At 60.6% G+C, this 17,955-nt stretch carries 16 protein-coding genes; 8 read left to right on the top strand and 8 right to left on the bottom strand.

From position 1 onward, the window contains the following. Nucleotides 1-32 precede the first annotated feature (32 nt). The 3 genes from brxC to PMX72_RS06600 all read right to left on the bottom strand — a co-directional run bounded on the left by brxC (nucleotide 33) and on the right by PMX72_RS06600 (nucleotide 5,118). Nucleotides 33-3,695, bottom strand: a complete 3,663-nt coding sequence (brxC, locus tag PMX72_RS06610; protein ID WP_271729196.1) for a BREX system P-loop protein BrxC — start codon at nucleotides 3,693-3,695, stop codon at nucleotides 33-35. 78 nt (nucleotides 3,696-3,773) lie between these two features. Next, nucleotides 3,774-4,466, bottom strand: a complete 693-nt coding sequence (locus PMX72_RS06605) for a DUF1788 domain-containing protein (RefSeq protein WP_271729198.1) — start codon at nucleotides 4,464-4,466, stop codon at nucleotides 3,774-3,776. Nucleotide 4,467: 1 nt separating this feature from the next. Next, the gene (locus tag PMX72_RS06600) at nucleotides 4,468-5,118 is read right to left on the bottom strand and encodes a DUF1819 family protein (RefSeq protein ID WP_117786734.1); all 651 of its coding nucleotides are present in this window, start codon (nucleotides 5,116-5,118) and stop codon (nucleotides 4,468-4,470) included. A 359-nt stretch (nucleotides 5,119-5,477) separates the two neighbouring features. On the opposite strand from PMX72_RS06600, the gene PMX72_RS06595 reads away from it, so the two are divergent. The 3 genes from PMX72_RS06595 to PMX72_RS06585 all read left to right on the top strand — a co-directional run bounded on the left by PMX72_RS06595 (nucleotide 5,478) and on the right by PMX72_RS06585 (nucleotide 8,139). Beyond that, nucleotides 5,478-5,666, top strand: a complete 189-nt coding sequence (locus tag PMX72_RS06595; RefSeq protein WP_271729201.1) for a hypothetical protein — start codon at nucleotides 5,478-5,480, stop codon at nucleotides 5,664-5,666. A gap of 115 nt (nucleotides 5,667-5,781) precedes the next feature. Further along, complete coding sequence (gene serC, locus PMX72_RS06590; RefSeq protein WP_271729203.1) at nucleotides 5,782-6,906, top strand: 3-phosphoserine/phosphohydroxythreonine transaminase; 1,125 nt, start codon at nucleotides 5,782-5,784, stop codon at nucleotides 6,904-6,906. 69 nt (nucleotides 6,907-6,975) lie between these two features. Then, a complete protein-coding gene (locus PMX72_RS06585) occupies nucleotides 6,976-8,139 on the top strand; it encodes a phosphoglycerate dehydrogenase (RefSeq protein ID WP_271729205.1) in 1,164 nt (387 codons plus the stop codon). A 349-nt stretch (nucleotides 8,140-8,488) separates the two neighbouring features. Here PMX72_RS06585 and PMX72_RS06580 read toward each other — a convergent pair whose 3' ends face one another. After that, a complete protein-coding gene (locus tag PMX72_RS06580; protein ID WP_271746191.1) occupies nucleotides 8,489-9,469 on the bottom strand; it encodes a hypothetical protein in 981 nt (326 codons plus the stop codon). 223 nt (nucleotides 9,470-9,692) lie between these two features. Between PMX72_RS06580 and PMX72_RS06575 the strand changes: the two genes are divergently transcribed. Beyond that, the gene (locus PMX72_RS06575; RefSeq protein WP_271729208.1) at nucleotides 9,693-10,913 is read left to right on the top strand and encodes a M20 family metallopeptidase; all 1,221 of its coding nucleotides are present in this window, start codon (nucleotides 9,693-9,695) and stop codon (nucleotides 10,911-10,913) included. A gap of 39 nt (nucleotides 10,914-10,952) precedes the next feature. Continuing rightward, nucleotides 10,953-11,642 (top strand): DUF1015 family protein, encoded by a 690-nt coding sequence (locus tag PMX72_RS06570; RefSeq protein WP_271729209.1) that lies wholly within the window; start codon nucleotides 10,953-10,955, stop codon nucleotides 11,640-11,642. Nucleotides 11,643-11,776: 134 nt separating this feature from the next. Here the strand turns inward: PMX72_RS06570 and PMX72_RS06565 are convergent, their stop codons facing one another. The 3 genes from PMX72_RS06565 to PMX72_RS06555 all read right to left on the bottom strand — a co-directional run bounded on the left by PMX72_RS06565 (nucleotide 11,777) and on the right by PMX72_RS06555 (nucleotide 13,726). After that, nucleotides 11,777-12,412, bottom strand: coding sequence for a histidine phosphatase family protein (locus PMX72_RS06565; protein ID WP_271729210.1), 636 nt, complete (start codon nucleotides 12,410-12,412; stop codon nucleotides 11,777-11,779). Between the two features lie 17 nt (nucleotides 12,413-12,429). Then, nucleotides 12,430-12,972 carry a histidine phosphatase family protein gene (locus PMX72_RS06560; RefSeq protein ID WP_055252053.1) on the bottom strand — a complete coding sequence of 181 codons (543 nt, stop codon included), beginning with the start codon at nucleotides 12,970-12,972 and terminating at the stop codon, nucleotides 12,430-12,432. A gap of 82 nt (nucleotides 12,973-13,054) precedes the next feature. After that, nucleotides 13,055-13,726: a nitroreductase family protein gene (locus tag PMX72_RS06555; protein WP_199570658.1), complete on the bottom strand. Its 672-nt coding sequence runs from the start codon at nucleotides 13,724-13,726 to the stop codon at nucleotides 13,055-13,057. 235 nt (nucleotides 13,727-13,961) lie between these two features. Between PMX72_RS06555 and PMX72_RS06550 the strand changes: the two genes are divergently transcribed. Together PMX72_RS06550 and PMX72_RS06545 are read left to right on the top strand one after the other, a co-directional pair. Beyond that, nucleotides 13,962-14,564, top strand: coding sequence for an HdeD family acid-resistance protein (locus PMX72_RS06550; protein ID WP_055252055.1), 603 nt, complete (start codon nucleotides 13,962-13,964; stop codon nucleotides 14,562-14,564). After that, a complete protein-coding gene (locus PMX72_RS06545; protein ID WP_271729211.1) occupies nucleotides 14,565-15,047 on the top strand; it encodes a YaiI/YqxD family protein in 483 nt (160 codons plus the stop codon). A gap of 164 nt (nucleotides 15,048-15,211) precedes the next feature. On the opposite strand, the gene PMX72_RS06540 is transcribed toward PMX72_RS06545, so the two are convergent. Next, a complete protein-coding gene (locus tag PMX72_RS06540) occupies nucleotides 15,212-16,300 on the bottom strand; it encodes a putative manganese transporter (RefSeq protein WP_271729212.1) in 1,089 nt (362 codons plus the stop codon). A gap of 171 nt (nucleotides 16,301-16,471) precedes the next feature. Between PMX72_RS06540 and PMX72_RS06535 the strand changes: the two genes are divergently transcribed. Further along, nucleotides 16,472-17,440 carry a 3'-5' exonuclease gene (locus PMX72_RS06535; protein WP_271729213.1) on the top strand — a complete coding sequence of 323 codons (969 nt, stop codon included), beginning with the start codon at nucleotides 16,472-16,474 and terminating at the stop codon, nucleotides 17,438-17,440. Nucleotides 17,441-17,955: the final 515 nt, after the last annotated feature.

The following is a 17,955-nucleotide window of genomic DNA, read 5'->3' as shown; positions in this document are numbered from 1 at the left end:
GGTGCGCGCTTTGGCACCGGTGGCTCCGCGGGTTAGTTGATACGGATCTCGTCGTTTGCAGCGAGCGCCTGCATAAGGCGGGAGCGCAGGTCGTCCACGTAGCGCTCCACGTCCCCTGCGGACAAGAGACGACTCGGCTTGGCCAGATCGGCGCGGCGCACAGTCTTGATCTTGCGCTGGGGCACGGGTGCAGGCGTGGGCGCTGACGACGCAACGGCCTTGTTGGAGATCTTCTTGACCACCTCACCCGTACTCGTGACCTCGGTGGTGCGGCGCTCGTTGTCCATACGCATGCGGGCCGCATCCACAGCGTCGTACATCCCGTTGGTTGCTGCGCTGAGCCAGTTGGCCCAGTTAGTCGCGGCAACACTCAGCTCGTTGAGGCTTTGAGCACTGTGGGCACGGTTTTTGAACGACTCGTATTTGGCGCCGGCGTCTGCTATGGCATCCTTGGCTTGATTGACAAAGCCCTTTTGACTCTCAGCCTGTGCCTGCAGGTCTTGCAGATCGTTCTCGATTCGGCACAAAAACTCATTGCGGCGGATGCCCAGCAGCTTTTTCATGTCGTCCTCGACGGGATCCATAAGCGGCTGCAGGTCTTTAATGCGGCCGTAGGGCTTGGGATCTTTGAGAACCTCACGCACCTTTGCCACATTCTCAACCGCGCTGGAAATGTCATCGGAGGCATACTCGATACCCTCGGTGCGGCTCAAGAAATCCTTGGCGTGGTCAAACGCTGTTCGCTGGTTGGACTCGAAGAACTCAACCACCTTATCAAAGTCTTCCTTGGCATCGAGCAAGCGGTCCTCATGCTTGGTGAACGTGGTCAAGAACGCCTCGGCCTCGTTCTGGTCCTTAAGGACGTCGGCCACCTCCGAGCGCATCTTCTCGCACTCGTCCTCACCGGGATACGGGTAGGCCGGCTTGATGCCCGTGTAGCAGTCGCGTGCCATGGCGAGGCACGCCTCGCGCAAGCCCTCAAGGCGCTCTTTGAGCTCGGCCACGAGCTTATCCTCGTTGGAGGGCACGGTCTTGAGATCAAACAGATCACGCATGAGCTCGCCCGTGGCGCGCAGCAACCGGTCGCTCATGCGCACGCGCAAGCGCACCTGGGCCTTATCGGCATCCTTGCGCAGGAGCGCCACCATGCGGCTATCGTTAGCTTGAACCGTCTGGCCGCCAAACAGCACCTGCGCGCGCTGCTCCACCACAAGTTGCGCCACCACATTGGCGATGTCGACCTCGCGCCAGCCAAAGGGCCTTTGCTGGTACTGGCGCTGGATATCGCCCATAGTGGTATCCAGATGGCGCTGGTGCTGTACTTTGAGGTAGTCCTCAACCTCCTTGAGCGCACGCGTGTTACCCGCGTTCATGCCAGCGAGCCCCGCTTGAACGTTGCCCGCCAGAGTGGAGCGGATATCGGAATCGCTCGTGACCGGCGCGCCGATATAGCCGGCCTTTTCAAAGACCACATCGCACAGCTGCGCCAGCACCTGCTCAAAGACCTGGGCGGGTTTGGCAGCACGGATCTCAATCATGCGCCCGTTGACGGCGCATCGTGCATGGAGCACCGCCTCAGCCAAAAGGGCGTCAGCCTCTTTCTCGTTAAAGTCCTTCTCGCGCATTTTGGCCTCGACGATCTGGCGGGTACTCGGCGGTAGCTCCTGCAGGTTGCGCGTCTGGGCGTACATGCGAATCTTAGCGGCGTTGACGAGTGGGGCCCAATAATCCACCTCGTCGCTCAAGGCCACGATGGCCTTATCCACGGATTTCAATGCCAGCTCGGCATCGTCCGCACGGCCCAGATCGCTGGCCATGGTCACCACGGATAGTTCCATGCCGCCCATGTTGGATCCATGAATCGAGCCATCCACGTAGCGGTCAAAGGGGAAGTCGTTGGTCCCGCGGTTGAGTTTGCGCGCAGTGTAGATGCTTTCGAACAGGCGCTTCTTGATGTACTCAATCACCTTCGCGTTGTCGATCGGGGTGCGTGCGATCTCCTGCGCTATCTCCTGCTCCTCGTCGGTGAGGAAGCTATAGGTATCGCCCTGGCGTGCCACGTAGCTCTCGCGCTCCAAACGGGCGAGGGATTCCTTGACGCGGTCCTTAAGGGCGCGCTTGTCCACGTCCAGGCTATCGATCATAAGGATGGAGATGTTCTCGACCGTGGCCTTGACGTAGCCGATGTAGCGGATCAAGTACAGGAGCTTAAGCACCTGAACGTCGTAGGGTTCAAGGCCCTCCGCGTTCTCGGCCGCACGGACCGCGCGGTCGACCACCAGGCTGATGCCGTGCTCAAGATCTTTGGAGATAGTGTCGAAGAAGCGCCAGAACGGCACGAGCGCACCGGTCTGGTCATGCTGGATGACCTGAGCGCTCTCCTGGAATGCGCTCAGCATGGAGCGCTCGCCCGTGGACATGTGCTTGGCCTTGACACCGTGCTTGCGCACCTCGGTCATCACGTCGGGCAGGAGCTTAAACTGATAGCCCACAAACGGGTAGCTGGCCACAAAATCCTTGGAGTTGGCGTAGCCGGCAAGGTCGGAGCGCGAGCCACCCTCAAAGGTAAAGTTGTTTTTGAGGACGGCGGCGTCTTGCTCGTAGACCTTTGCAAGCATATCGGCCGCCGGCGCGGTCTTCTCGAGCACACGGCGTTGGATGACCTCGTCTACGCTGGAGCTGGAGAGCGAAAGGCGGGTATTGAAACGGCCCTGGATCTTTGAAAAGTCGTTGCCCACGGGCAGGCTCAGGTTGTCGATGGCCTCCTGGCTCGTGACCATCACCCACACGCGGCCACCGCAGGCGGCACCCAGCTCCTCGACGATGGTCTGAAGGCTCAGCATAAGGCTTGGGTCCTGGTCGTTTGTAATAAACTGACCCATCTCGTCGACCATAAAGAGCAAACGGAAGTTGCCGCCGTGGGCCGCTGCCTGAGCGTCCACGTAGTCCTTGACCTTTTTGGCAAAGACATCAGGGGCCAAAACCTCGTCCTCAGAACCCTCGAGCCAGTTCCATGCGGCCTTTTCGCTCATGCCGAGCACGCTCTGCAGCACCTCGACGACGTCGTCCTCAAAGTAGCTGTAGGTGTCGCGGGTCTGGAGCCAGGACTCGCCGTTGACGCGCTCAAAGGCCTCGCGGAACTCCTGGGTCTTGCCCAGGGAATCGATGTGATCCTCGAGCTTTGCAAGCTTGAGGTCCTCGCCGTAGAAGCCGCGTGCCTCGTAGAACATGCGCTCAAAGCCGCGAAGCAGCGCCGTGGGAGCCGTATCGCCCTGCTTCCACTGGCCCGCCTTGCTATCGATGTTAAAGAGGATGGCTTGCGTGGGCACCGAGCAGGCGCGCTCCATGGCAGCCGCGACCATGGGGTCGACGATCTTGCCATCAAAGTAGCGGATGGCGCTCTTACCGCCAATCTGGCGATTCTCGAGCAGGTAGCTCAGCATCTTGAGAAAGTGCGATTTACCGGAACCGAAGAAGCCGCTGATCCACACGCCGATCTTGTCGGTGCGCACATCGATGGCATCGCCGTAGGCCTTGAAGAACGTGGCAAAGTGCCCCTGCAGCTCGCGCGTCACCACGTACTCGTCAAGCTCCTGACGGATGGACTCGTCTTTTGAATCCTGGACCTTGACCACGCCGTTGATGGAGCGGTTGATGTCTTTTGCAAAGAGGTCGCGAATGATCGTGTTGTCCATGGGTACTCCTTTGGGTTTGGGAACGTTATGGCAAAGGGTTGTTACCGGCGGCAGGGCCTTGTATGCGGGGAGCCGTGCTTACGAGATATCGATGGCGCGGTAGTAGTTATCGGCCGGCAGACGGTTAAAGAGCTGGAAGGAAGAGCCGTTGAAGCTGCCCGGATAGGCGGCGATCACCGGCACATTATCAAAATCCGCGAGCATGCAGTGGAGAAGCGTGTGCATGCGAAAGAACGGGAAGACCTCACCTGCACCGGTGAGGAGGATGACGTCTCTGGGCACGTGCGGCTCGGTTTGTTCAAGGATGCACGCGGCGACTTTCTCGGGCGAGGCGAACTTGGCCACGTCCTCGAGCACGCGCTGGGTACCGCGACGCTCCTCTTGGCGCGGGATGGTCTTGAGGACGCGGCGCTTTTCGAGAATTGCCAGCACGGCGTCGTAGAGATTCACGACCTTGAGCGTGCACGGGAGCTTGCCGGCCTCGGCATCGCGTGAAAGGACGTCAAATAACGCACGCGCCTCAAACTCGAGCGCAGGGTCGTAGCAGAAGGTATGGAAGCCGATCTCGTTACCTATGCCCTTGTTGGCCAAAAAGTCCTCGCTGCACAGGCACTCACGCAGGAGCTGCGCGCGGCGCTCAAATTCTTGGCGGGCGCGCTCGGAGCGGGCATGCGCCGCCACGACACTCTGGCGGGAATGGATGCCGATATTGGTGGTGAGATCGGTCGCCGGGGTGACTACGGAATCGGAAGCGCTGTTGACGGAAGCCACGCTACATCACCGCCCTGCCGGTAAGGGCCGCGATAAGAGGCTGCTCGCCCAGCTGGACCAGGCCCTGCTCGACCTCGGGGTCGAGAAAGAGCGGGGACAGGCGTTCGGACTCCGGGCCCTGACCCTCGCCTATAAGGCCGGCGTGGCGGAGCGTCTGGCGCAGCGAGCCCTTAATGCGCTTGACCGTGGCCTCGGTCCAGCGGGCCGCGTCCGGATACTCCGTGGTAAAGCGCGTCATAAAGGCGTTGAGGTCAGCCGCCGTGAAGGCATAGTCGAAGTTTTGCAGGCGCTCCCCCACCTCGACGAGCACGAGCTCGCGCACGATGTCGTAGCGGCAGATCATGCTGTAAAAGATGGCCTGGTCCGCCTGCGTGGGAGTACCAGATGCCATAAGGCCGGTTAGGGATAACGCAGCCTCGGCGGCAGTATTGGGGTCGATGCCGCGCGCGGCGCACGCGGCGTCCGTGGGCATCATGGCGTCGAGGCGGCGAAGGCACACGGTTGCGCGGTTGGCAACCATGCGCTCCGTAGGATATTGAAAGAGGTTATCGCTCTTTACGCGTACAATGACCTGCTCGTCGCTTGCGCCCTGCGTGCGCAGAACAGCGACGATGCGCATCTCATGCGGGAGGAATTGCTCGCGGGTGAGCACCCCCCCCCCGAACGCTTTTTGTGGTTACATCCACAGTGCACGCTCCAAGGGTGTCAAAGGCTGTCACAAGTGCGCCGCAGCCCGGCAGGCAGGCGCGGCGCACATGACAATAATCATACCTGTTGGTAAAAAAGTTACCACGACCAGCGTGTCAAATGTTGAGCAACAAAATTAAATCCGGTTAACGGTTATTTTCGCAGCTCAGCAGCTTTGACGAGATCGCCCCAAATCACACTTGCCAGATAAACGCGCTTGCGAATGCAGACACGCACACGCCCAAAGCCACCTCGCATCGGACCCCCACCCTCCACTACACTCAACATTGAGTTATACATATGATTCCATGTAAGGAGCTTCATATGCCAGACGTAAAGCCTATTTCCGATCAGACGGGCGCACTAACCGCCATCCAAGAACGCGAGTATCGCATTCAACGTGCCATCACGCGTGGCTACGACGATCTGGTAAACGGTCGCATTCGACCCTGGAAACAAGCGAAGATCGAGGCGGATCAGATGCGAGCCTCAAGACAACCCTCCCCCATGTAACCATCCTGTAAATCATAGCGGCGCACTCGAGTTTTACCGTGATGCGGTCGCGCCTGGCGCTCCACTGTGCTAAAGTATCCCGAACGTTCAAACGACTACGAGGGGGACCTAGAAGATGGCACGTGTGCACAACTTCTCAGCAGGCCCGGCCGCACTGCCCACCAGCGTGCTTGCCGAGATCGCCGACGAGATGATGGACTACCGCGGTTGCGGCATGTCTGTGCTCGAGATGAGCCATCGATCTAGCATGTACCAGCAGATCATCGACGACGCCGAGGCAACCCTGCGCCGCCTGCTGAGCATCCCCGACAACTACCGCGTCCTGTTTTTGCAGGGCGGCGCCACGCTGCAGTTTGCGGGCATCCCCATGAACCTCATGCGCCGCGGCCGCGCCGGCTACGTCGTGACCGGCAACTTTGCCAACAAGGCGTACAAGGAGGCCGCCAAGTACGGCGAGGCCGTGCTGCTCGCGAGCTCCGAGGACACCAATTTCGACCGCATTCCCAACATGGCCGACATCAACGCGCGCATTGCCGCCGAGGCCGCGGGCAAAGGCCTTGACTACGTATACATCTGCCAGAACAACACCATCTTTGGCACCATGTACCACGAGCTGCCCGATTGCGGCGACGTACCGCTGGTCGCCGATGTCTCGAGCTGCTTTCTGTCGCAGCCGCTCGACGTTGAGCGATACGGGCTCATCTACGCCGGTGCGCAGAAAAACGCCGGTGCCGCGGGCGTAACCGTGGTCATCGTGCGCGACGACCTGATCGCCGACGGTCCGGCCTTTGCGCAGACGCCGCAGTACCTGGACCTTAAGACCCAGGCCGCCAAGGGCTCCATGCTCAACACGCCCAACACTTTTGGCATCTACGTGTGCGGCAAGGTGTTCCGTTGGGTTGAGCAGACCGGCGGACTTGCCGCCATGGCCGAGCGCAACTGGGCCAAGGCCAACCTGCTCTATGACCTGCTCGAGCACAGCGAGCTGTTCCATGGCACCACGCAGGCCGACAGCCGCTCCATCGCCAACGTCACCTTCCGCACCGGCGACGCCGAGCTCGACGCTGCCTTTGTCGCGGGCGCGGCCGAGCACCAGATTCAAAACGTCAAGGGCCATCGCCTCGTCGGCGGCATGCGCGCCAGCGTGTACAACGCCGTCACCATGGAGGACGTGCAGGCACTGGCCTCGTACATGAAGGACTTCGAAGCGCAGCATAGTTTGAGCCCGCGATCTAACTAGCCCGCAACCCGCGGGCCGACCAGCCACTTCAAACCACTTGTAATAAACAAATCCGCTAAGGAGTTTTTCATGCGCAAGATTAAAACCATCGACGACATTACCAAGGACGGCAAAGTCGAATTTGGCGAGGGCTACGAGTTTGTGGGCACCGCCGAGGAGGCCGATGCCATCCTGATGCGCTCCACCGACCTGCACGGCTACGAGCTGCCCGAGGGCATTCGCGCCATCGCCCGCTGCGGCGCCGGCGTCAACAACATCCCCGTCGAGGAGTACGCCAAGAAGGGCGTCGTCGTCTTTAACTCCCCCGGTGCCAACAGCAACGCCGTCAAGGAGCTCGTCCTGGGCATGCTGGTGCTCTCGAGCCGCGGCGTGGTGCAGTCGATGAACTGGGTGCGCGACAACGCCGACGATCCCGAGATTCAGGTCGACGCCGAGAAGGCCAAGAAGGCATTTGTGGGCCGCGAGCTCAAGGGCAAGCGCATCGGCGTCATCGGTCTGGGCAACGTGGGCTCCAAGGTCGCCAACGCCTGCGTCGAACTGGGCATGGACGTCTACGGCTACGATCCGTTCATTTCCGTCGAGCATGCGTGGGTGCTGAGCCGCGAGGTTCAACGCGTGGGCACGCTCGAGGACCTCTGCCGCGGCTGCGACTACCTCACCGTGCACGTGCCCAGCAAGGCCGACACCATCGGCATGATCAGCACCCAGCAGATCGACCTGCTCGCTCCGGGCGCCGTGCTGATCAACTACGCACGCGAGACCATCATCGACGAAGACGCCGTCGACGCCGCCCTGCGTGAGGGCAAACTAAGCTGGTTTAGCTGCGACTTTGCCACGCCCAAGACCGTCAAGATGCCCAACACGTTTATCACCACGCACTCGGGCGCCGGCACCGGCGAAGCCGAGGCCAATTGCGCCGACATGGCCATCAGTGAGCTCAAGGATTACCTGGAGAACGGTAACATCGCGCACAGCGTCAACTACCCCGCCTGCAGCATGGGCAAGGCGCGCGCCGCGAGCCGCATTGCCTGCCTGCACGCCAACGTGCCCAACATGATCGGTCAGATTACGGCAATCCTGGCCAAGGACAACGCCAACGTACAGCGTATGACCAACGAGTCCGCTGGCGAGAACGCCTACACCATGTTCGACACGGACGAGCACCTGAACAGCAGCACGATCGAGGCGCTTAAGCAGATTCCGTCGATGTATCGCGTGCGCGTGATTAAATAGCGCCGGCGCCAATCCTGCCAGACAGGCCACGAAGCCCATTCGGCCCCCGTTTTTCACGAAACGGGGGCCGATTTCATTGCTCCGGACGGCTTTAAAATAATACCCAGAACAAGTTTTTTCGGATAATCGACAGTGAGGCCTCAGTCGCTAAGCACAACTGCTTTTACAAACAGCTTTATCAGGGGTTTTAGTAGGTAAAAATCGATCTCTATATGCCAAATTAAGGTTGACTGTCCATTTTCCGAAATAACTTGTTCTTGGTAGCACTTTTAGAGCAAATTCCGGGGTGCAATTGAACCCTTTTCGCAACTAAAACCCTGGTTCCCGCGACCGTTTTCCACCCGCGCGGCTACATTCCCGCCCAATCGATAAAAATCTCCTCACGAAGCCGCCGTTCGAGCTCCTGCTGCCGCGGCGTCTTGTCTTTCAACGGCATATCGAAGTAGGACATGATGAGTTCCATCACCACGCGGAAGGCATCGGAGTCGGCCAGCTGGCCATAGGTCATCAGAACGACGGGATATCCCATCGCTTGCAGCGCGGTCGTTCGATCGGAGTCCGAGATCTTGGATTCTATGGATCCGTGAATGGCTTTACCTTGGCATTCAACCAGGCACTCTCGGCTGCCGTCCTTATTTGCCAGCAGAATATCGGCATAGCGCCTATCGAGTCCCGAAATCAGGCGGGCACCGCGCGTCATGCGAATCTCGACGTTATTGGTAAGGCGCAACCCTTCGCCGCCGCGCAATCTTGTAAGGCCAAACAGCATCGAAGCCTGGACCTCGAGCGGCGATGCCGCCACCCCCGTAATGCATTTCGCGGCACGCGTGAACGATTTAGCGCCGCGGAGTCCCGGGATCTTATCGACGTATTCGGTAAGTTCAGAGAGCTCGATCAAGGGAGGTCGTTTCCACAAGTCCGTTGGATTCCCCGAGACATCCTTTACGTTTTCCCAGCCCAGCCGCGCGTCGCCCCACCGGTCCCCGTATGCCTGCTCAAGTGCCGACTTTACCTGAGGCGCAATCTTGCACACGGCGAAGGTGCCACACATCTCATACATGCACACGATCAGACGCTCGTTTGAGACCGAGGAAGCCAGGGTCAGCAGGGTAAAGAGTGGGGACGCAACATCGAGGCCAAACTCCGTCTGCCGCACGGAATCAAACGGCCTCTCCCCGTTCCAAACATGCCTGACAATGCGATCGCCCTTGCGCCCGTAGACGCCCTGCGCCAACACGTGTAACGGGGTGCCCAGGAAATGCTTGACGAGTGGGTGCTCACAAAGATGCTCCCTGCGCGGATCGTCCACAGAATCGGGCAGGTCCGGCATTATCGCCAAGACCTGTGGAGGTATTCGGTGATACCGAAAGGCAGATATGTCGCACAGCATGTCGTCCATGAAGGGTACGTACCCACCGCGTCGTTTGCAAACCCGCCTGGACGGCAAACGCGCTGGCTCGGCCTGCGAACGGTAAATGCTGCCGCGCGCGCGTCGCGGATCCCTTAGGAGGCTTACAATCGGTTTGGAAAGCAGACTGATTGTGAGGTTGCATATGGTTGATGAGGACTTTGCCTGGCGGCTTGCGCAGGACCTTGTGCGGATCGACAGCTCAGACCCGGGCGCGTATGAGGATGAAATTGAGCGCTTCATTAAGAGGCTCATTGAGCAGCAGCTGGCACAACTTGATAGTTCTGCGCTCGATGCCGTGCAGATTGAGGAGCTCGAAGTGCTGCCCGGGCGCCGCAACCTTAAAGTCACCGTGCCGGGCCAAAGCGACAAGCCGCGGCTGATCTATATCTGCCACATGGATACCGTCACCTTGGGCGATGGCTGGGACGCAGACATCGCACCGCTTGGGGCGGTTGTGCGCGACGATAAACTCTATGGCCGCGGTGCCTGCGATATGAAGGGTGGCCTGGCCTGCGCCATTGCCGCACTGATCCATACGCTCGAGCGCGTAGCGGCGGAGGGCGAGCTGCCCCACCGCGGCTTCTCGCTCATCTGCTCGGTCGACGAGGAGGACTTTATGCGCGGCTCCGAGGCGGCCATCGATGCTGGCTGGGTCGGCTCGCACGAATGGGTGCTGGACACCGAGCCCACCGACGGACAGATTCAGGTGGCACACAAGGGTCGCACGTGGTTCGAGATCGAAATAACCGGCGTCACGGCGCACGCTAGCCAGCCCTGGAAGGGCGCGGATGCCGTCGCCGCCATGGCCGAGATCACCTGCGCGCTGCGCCATGCGTTCGCGGCGCTGCCCGTGCATGATGAGCTGGGGCCATCGACCATCACGTTTGGGCAGATCGAGGGTGGCTACCGTCCCTATGTCGTGCCCGACCACGCCAAGGTCTGGGTCGATATGCGCCTGACGCCGCCGACCGATACGGCCGCCGCAACGCGCATGGTAGAGCAGGCCATCGCCGACGCCGAAGCCGCGGTCCCCGGCTGCCATGGAAGCTATACCGTGACAGGCGACCGCCCCGCCATCGAGCGCGATCCGGCCTCTCCCCTTCTAACCGCACTTAAGCGCGCGGCAGACGATGCGACGGGCGCGGACACGACCGTCGGCTTCTTTACCGGCTATACCGACACTGCCGTCATTGCCGGCAAGACGGGTAACCGCAACTGCATGAGCTATGGCCCAGGATCGCTCGCGCTCGCCCACAAGCCCAACGAATATGTGCCCCACGCCGATATCGTTCGCTGCCAGCAGGTGTTGATCGCGCTCGCCGACAACACGCTCTGGGGCGCGGATAGCCAAGTTGGGGCATAATAAGCCGCGAACAAACCGACTCGCGCGTTAGGACCGTCCATGAAAGCTCTTCCGTTTCCCTGCATCCGCCCGGCTCAGGACCGCGTGCTCGAGGCTCTGCCTGCGATGGGCAGCATTCTGAGTGACAACGAAGCCCTGCGCGGCGCGATTGCCGATGGGCTCATGCTTAAAGATCCGGGCGCGGCGTATTACGTGTACGAATGCTCCGGAGAGCCGGGACGCGTAACGGGTGTCGTGGCGATCTGCCCGGTTAACGTGCTGACGGGCAGCGACGAGGCTGCAGCCGAGAGCATCGACGCACTCGCCGCCGCGCGCGCGATCGCCGAGCTCAAGGTGCAGCCGCGCCCCGTGTCGCTCGCCTACGAGGCGTCGCCCGTCATGGATATCATCCTGGGCGCTGCCAAAGAGGGCGCATCACTCTACGCCGTCACCGACCCCGCCGGCATTTCACATCGCGTGTGGGAGGTCAAGCGCGAGGACGCTGTTGCCGCCATCCGAGCCATGCTCGACCAGGCACCGGAGCCGACGCCGGCAGACGACCCCACCTACGCTGCCGCGCTGGCTGGGGCATCGCAGATTCTGGCCGACGAGGCCCGCACTGCCGGCGCCTACTCTGGCAAAGAGCCGTTCAACTTTGCTGTAGCCGTGCTGTTCCCCACCGCGCAGGTCAGCGGCGGCGCGCCGCAGATTCCGACGGGTCTGCTCACTCACCAGATCTCACGGTTATAACAGAGCCTAAACGCCCAGCACAAAGACTCGGCAGCTCAACAAAAAAGGGGGCGGAGATGCAACGCCAGCGCATGCATCTCCGCCCCCTTTCGCATCGAGCAAGTAAGTCGGCGACCCGCACCGCCACGCCCAAACTACCCGCGCTGCGGACCCGCGGCAGCCACGAGCGGCTCAAGCCCCAGCTCGCGCGCGTAGTCTTCCTGCGTAAAAATCTCAACCAGTTCAAACGTATCGGTCGTATCGTCAAACACGAAATGCAGCACCGAGCAGTTGCCCGGCACGCGCTCGCGCTCGTCGGCCGCCGCTCCCCTCACGTGGTCCAAAAACTCCTTGATGGCCGATCCGTGGCTCACCGCAAGGACGCACTCGTGGTCCGGGCGTCGCATAAGATCGGTCAGCGTCGTCACCATGCGCTCGCGCACCTGCATCTGGCCCTCACCGCCAAACTGGCGATAGAAATCGCGCCACGGGCGCTCGGGCATAAGCATCACGCGCTCGGCCTCAAAGTCGCCAAAGAACCACTCGCGCAGACCGTCCAGGCGCTCGTACGTCATGCCCGACCACAAGTTGGCGATAGTCTGCTCGGTGCGATGAAGCGTGGAGGTGTAGGCATGATCGGGCTCAATGCCGCGCGCACGTAAAAACATGCCGGCGCGCGCCGCCTGGTCGCAACCCAACTGCGTAAGCGGCGAGTCACTCCACCCCTGAATGATACGCTTAAGGTTGAATATCGTCTGTCCATGACGGACCAGATACAGATCTTTATTCATAGGGGTCCTTTCGTTCGTTACCAACCCAAGAGCGAAAACGCCCCATCGCAATAGCCAAAATGAAGCACGGCACCGTTGTCGGGCAGCTCTCCCCCGCCAGTCACATACTCAAGAAACTCCTGGCAGGCTGAGCCGTGGGAAACCGCCAGCACGCAGTCGTGCTGCGGCCTGGCCATGATGCGGGACAGCGCTGCGACCATGCGCGACTGAAGCTGCACTTCCGACTCGCCGCCAAAGGCCACCGGATAATCGCCCCAGGGCTGCGGCGGCATCTCGCGATTTGATGTGCCCTCCAGCGAGCCAAAATGCCACTCACGCAGGTCATCGACCAGCTCAATGGAACGGCCCTCGCCAACGATAAGCTCGGCCGTATGCCGCGCCCGGCCCAACGGCGAGGAATACACATGATCAAAGGCCACGCCACGCGCCGCAAACGCCGTACGCGCCGTCAGCGCCTGCTCGCGCCCGCGCGCCGTAAGCGGCGAATCGTGCCAGCCCTGCAAAATGCTCTGCACATTGAGCTCAGTCTGCCCATGCCGCACCAAATACAGATCTGCCACACGCCCTCCCCTCGTACCACCACAAAGGGGACAGGCACCTTTGTGGTGGTTTACCGTCTGATCACGCCGCGGTGACGCTCAGCTACACCAGCACGTCGGCGAGCGAACGCTTGGGTACGTGGTGCACCTGTGCCTCGTCGCGCCAATAATTGATGGAGCCATCGGGGTTGGAATCGATCGCATCGATCACCTGTATCTCGGCCGGAACGCCAAAGGCCATGATCAGCTTGAGCTCATACTTGTCGTTATCGAGCCCCATGGCATCGATCGCATGGGGCGTAAAGGCCTTGAACATGCAGGCTGCCACCTCGGGCGTAGCGCTGCGGGCGGCGAGCATCATCGTCTGCGCGGCAATGCCCGTGTCGACCTCGGTAATGGGAGCGGCAGGCTTGCCCGGAACGGCGCGCTCAGCCAGAATCGCGATGTAGCCGGTCGGGCGCTCGCCCTCGGCAGGACCCGGCCAATCCTTAAGTGCGCCGGCCCATGCGAGCTCGTCAAATACACGCGCGCAATCCTCGGCACCGCTCACCACGTGAAAGCGCAGACGCTGAGCATTGGCGCCGCAGGGAGCCAGGTGCGCCAGTTCCGCCAGCTCGAGCAAAAACTCGCGCGGCACGCGCATGGACTCGTCAAAACGGCGGCACGTACGGGCACGACGGACCAGCGCATCAAACGCTTCCAGACCGAGCTTTTCGCAACCTTGCTTTGCCATCGATTCGACACTCGACGGTGCCTCGGGAACTGCTTCGTTCATAGGGACCCCCAATACAAGCCAATTGTCCTTAGGAAAATCTAACCTAAAACGTAGGCAATAACGAACAGGGCTGCAATGTTCTACACCTGTTGAGTAGAAAATCGCGACGTGGGGAACAACGGAAACAATTCGGGGCCTTTGGGTTACGTTTCGCCCTCCCCGACCCATACGCCAGCGCCTTTAAGCGATACTGGTTGTAACGATCAAGGCTTACGCCGCACGGAAAGGAGACGTTATGGGTATCTTTAGGAACGATGACCAAAAATCGAGCCAGTTTGGATTTGACGAGAAAAGCATGGCAGGCAAAGCCGTCAAGGCCGTGCGCTGGATCTACGCCATCACGGGCGTCGTGGCGCTCATTGCTGGTATCGCGCTGCTTTTTGCACCCGCCAAGTCCCTCGTCTTTTTGACGACCGTCCTGGGCTTCTACTTTGTGATTACGGCAGCCATCAGGCTGTTCACTGCCATTTTTGAGCCGCTGCTGCCCACCGGCTGGCGCGTCACGAGCATCATCTCCAACCTACTCATTATCCTGGGCGGCGTCATAATCCTGCGCAACCAGGCCTTCTCGACCGCGACGCTCACCACGATGGTGGTTATCGTGGCCGGCTTTGGCTGGATTGTCGAAGGTGTCATGTCCATTCTGGAGTCCGAGCTTTCGTCCAACCGCGCCCTCGCTATCCTGAGCGGCGCACTTTCCATCATCGCCGGCATGTTCGTGTTTATCTATCCGCTGTGGTCGGCCAAGATGCTCGTCATCTTTAGCGGCGCCGCGCTGCTGGTGTTTGGCGTAACGCTGATTGTTCGCGCTATTCAATTTGGCAAACTGGTGCACTAGATGCCGCGAACGCTCTTTATTGATGCCGACGCCTGCCCGGTCACGCGCGAGTCGATTGAGTGCGCGCGGCGGGCGGGCGTCGCCGTTGTTATCGCCGGCAACAGCACGCAAAACCTGGAACGGCACATTCGCCGCGACGACCCGCGCGATGCCGAGCACGCGCGTCGCGGCTTTTGGGTCACGACGCTCGACGTGAGCGTGGGCGCCGACAGCGCCGACTTTGCCATTGTCGAACGCCTGCAGGCGGGCGACGTGGTCGTGACGCAGGACATTGGCTTGGCGAGCATGGTGCTCGGGCGCGATGCCGCCGCCATCGGTGTGCGCGGGCGCGTGTACGACAAGGCGACTATCGATATGCAGCTGTTTATTCGCCACGAGGAAAAGAAGGTACGCCGCGCCGGCGGACGCACTCGCGGTCCGGCAGCATTTACCAGCGAAGACCGCGCCCGCTTTAAACGCAACCTCACCGAGTTGCTGCACTAACCAAGGTAGATTTTTGAGACATGCCTAAAATCTACCTTTTTGTTTTGAGCGGTGTGAGCGCTCGGAATCCATGGCTCAACAAAAAACGGGCTTCAAAATGCCATGCGTCGCCGCATTGCGCAGGCGCTGAGCATGGCTATTTGAAGCCCATTTTTTAGGCCTACTTAGAGGCCAACGGCGGAGAGGATGAGGCCCCAGCCAGCGCCGATGACGTACATCATGATCAGGAACACGGCATTTTCGCGGGCGCTGCGGTTGGTGCGGAACAGCACCAGATAACCCACGCCGGCGGAAATGAGCGTGCCGGCGAGCATCGGCGCCAGTTGCAGCGCGCCTTCCAGATACAGCTGTGTAATGACCACGCTCGCCGAGCAATTGGGAATCAGCCCGACAAGCGCCGAACCCAGGACAGCGAGTGTCTCGTTGCCGCGCAGGAACTGCTCGATCGCGGACTCGCCGAACGTCTCGAGCACGGCGACCAGAATCAGCGTCACCAGAAAAATGAATACCGAGACCTGCACGGTGTGCGAAATCGCACTGCGGATGATCGACAGGACAGGCGTCCCTTCGTGGGAGTGAGAGTGACCGTGACCATCATGGTGTTCATGTTCGCCCTCATGACCGTGATCGTGGCCATGTCCGTGTTCGTGCTCGTCCTCGTCTTCATCACAACCGCAATGGTCGCGCTCGCACAGCTCGTGGATGTGGTCGGCGCTCACGCCTGCCTCGGCCACCTCGTCGATGATGTCACCGCCGCTGTGGTCGTCATGCGCGCAGTTAACGTGCGCCGGATTGACAGTGGTCCCCAACACGGTACGACGAATCGCCGCATGCGCGCGGGCGTTGCGACGCAGACCGCGAATGGCGGCATCTACGATAAAGCCCGTGACCAGTGCGATAAGCGCTTTCGAAGCCAAAAGCATCGCCATAGTCTGCACGGGAACCTGCTCGGCAAGCAACAGCGGCAGCATCTCATCGGAGGTCGAAAGGAACACCGCCACCAACGTGCCCAAGGTCACGACACGGCCGGCGTACAGCGTTGCTGCCATGGCCGAAAATCCGCACTGCGGCACCATGCCCAGCAGCGAGCCAACCACGGGACCCGCAGCGCCGGCGCGCTTGATAGCGCCGTTGACGCGGTCGCCCGCAACGTGCTCAAGTGTCTCGAGAGCAAGATACGTCACCAACAAAAACGGCACCAGCGACAGCGTGTCCTTGCCGGCGTCGAGCAGAATATCAATCAGTAAATCCATGACGGATGGAACCTTTCGTGTCTTTCGGCAGCATTGTAAAAGTCCTAGCGGTCAACTAGGGTATTGTAGTTGTCCCGGGCGCGGTGCCAATAGTTGCCTATGGTAAACTATCATCTCGCCATAACTCAGTAGCCTCGAGCCGCACAACGCGGCCCGTCCAAGGAGTAGCATATGAACGTATCGCAAGCACTCGAATACGAGCGCCAGCCGTTTATCCCCATGTTTATCTACGGCGACCACGGCGCCATGGAGTCCGAGCGCCAGAAGGGCGAGGAGGCCCTCAAGGTGCTCGAGACCGAGTACTTTACCGCCGAGGGCGACCCCGGCTTCGACTTTGCCACTGTGCGCGACCTAGCCGACCGTAACCGCGACCTGTGTGACCAGATTGGCGAGGCGCGTCTGCGCAACGTGACGCCCGCGACGCTCTCGCGCGGCCTGTCCGATGCCGACACCTGCGCCGCCATCGGCAAGATGCAAAAGCGCGCCGCCGCGTCCGTTATGCGCGAAATCCGCGGCGACCGCGACGCGCTCGGCGTGGCCTACGCCCGCAAGCCCATCCAGGGCACCGTGCTCGGTATCGACATCGAGACCACCGGCCGTGCACCCGAGCGTGGTTATATCATCAATGTGGGCTGGGAAATCATGGAGCTCACCAGTGACGCCGTCCCGCATGACGCCGAGGCACACTACTGCGGCCTGCCCGACATCTACCGCGGCGAAGATGTGCCGCTGTCGAATATCCACCACATTACCTGGGACGACATCGACGGCAAAACGCCCTTCCGCGAGAACAAGGAGCTGCAAAAGCAGCTGCTCAAGCTTATGAAGAAGTACCCGTACATGGCGCATAACGCCGCCTTTGAGGACAGCTGGTTCAAGATCCACCTGGACGGCTACGCCGAGGCACGCCGCGCCGGTAAGATCATCGTCATCGACTCGCGCCAGATCTGCCGCAGCCTGGATGCCGACGTCCGCTCGCTCCCCCGCGAGTCCGCCCCCGCCGCGCTCGAGAACTGGGCACGCCGTCGCGGCACCCTCGCGCCCGACGCCAACGAGCAGCACCTGGGCCTCGACGACACCGACCTCATGCTCCGCACCGTCCAAGCCGAGTTCAACCTCAAGAACCTATTCGCGAAATAACCGATCCATCTGCGGGAGCGCCTGCCAGGCACAGCGCAATCCGTCTGGGCACACCGGCACGCAGTAAACTAGGGCGCAGCCTTATGGCTGCACCCTAGTTTTCATCAAAACGAGCAAATACGCGTGCTTCACATAGTCGGCAGGTTGGCCCACCTACATTTTTCGAGTTGTTCGGCCAGCTGAACCACTAGTCAAGGCCCCTTGAACCGCAATCGAGCGCTATAGTCGCCCCAATTTCGCAACCAAGCCCTATAAATCTATCTGAATCAATTCGAATAGGACGTTGCGATCGCACCATTCGTATAGGATAAGGCCGAATAACTCAAATTATGTTGGTGAGGCATCTGAGCGGTCGGCAAAAACGCTTAGAAGCTACGAATCCGCAACTAAAGTTCACCAAAATGGGGCAGCCGACAGAAACCTCCCCAGCCGAAGCTGCCCATTACAGTCTGAAGTGGGCCACCGATAAATTTCGATGGCGAGCATTCGGCGCATTGCCTACGATACGGGCAAGC

It is taken from the genome of Collinsella aerofaciens, from assembly GCF_028207065.1.
Classification (GTDB): domain Bacteria; phylum Actinomycetota; class Coriobacteriia; order Coriobacteriales; family Coriobacteriaceae; genus Collinsella; species Collinsella aerofaciens_AR.
This window is presented reverse-complemented; position numbering and strand designations above follow the sequence as displayed.

Bases quoted from the DNA above. Each gene is read 5' to 3' on its own strand.
- brxC (WP_271729196.1), bottom strand. From the start codon at position 3,695: ATGGACAACACGATCATTCGCGACCTCTTTGCAAAAGACATCAACCGC.
- PMX72_RS06595 (WP_271729201.1), top strand. From the start codon at position 5,478: ATGCCAGACGTAAAGCCTATTTCCGATCAGACGGGCGCACTAACCGCC.
- serC (WP_271729203.1), top strand. From the start codon at position 5,782: ATGGCACGTGTGCACAACTTCTCAGCAGGCCCGGCCGCACTGCCCACC.
- PMX72_RS06585 (WP_271729205.1), top strand. From the start codon at position 6,976: ATGCGCAAGATTAAAACCATCGACGACATTACCAAGGACGGCAAAGTC.
- PMX72_RS06580 (WP_271746191.1), bottom strand. From the start codon at position 9,469: ATGCCGGACCTGCCCGATTCTGTGGACGATCCGCGCAGGGAGCATCTT.
- PMX72_RS06575 (WP_271729208.1), top strand. From the start codon at position 9,693: ATGGTTGATGAGGACTTTGCCTGGCGGCTTGCGCAGGACCTTGTGCGG.
- PMX72_RS06570 (WP_271729209.1), top strand. From the start codon at position 10,953: ATGAAAGCTCTTCCGTTTCCCTGCATCCGCCCGGCTCAGGACCGCGTG.
- PMX72_RS06565 (WP_271729210.1), bottom strand. From the start codon at position 12,412: ATGAATAAAGATCTGTATCTGGTCCGTCATGGACAGACGATATTCAAC.
- PMX72_RS06555 (WP_199570658.1), bottom strand. From the start codon at position 13,726: ATGAACGAAGCAGTTCCCGAGGCACCGTCGAGTGTCGAATCGATGGCA.
- PMX72_RS06550 (WP_055252055.1), top strand. From the start codon at position 13,962: ATGGGTATCTTTAGGAACGATGACCAAAAATCGAGCCAGTTTGGATTT.
- PMX72_RS06545 (WP_271729211.1), top strand. From the start codon at position 14,565: ATGCCGCGAACGCTCTTTATTGATGCCGACGCCTGCCCGGTCACGCGC.
- PMX72_RS06540 (WP_271729212.1), bottom strand. From the start codon at position 16,300: ATGGATTTACTGATTGATATTCTGCTCGACGCCGGCAAGGACACGCTG.
- PMX72_RS06535 (WP_271729213.1), top strand. From the start codon at position 16,472: ATGAACGTATCGCAAGCACTCGAATACGAGCGCCAGCCGTTTATCCCC.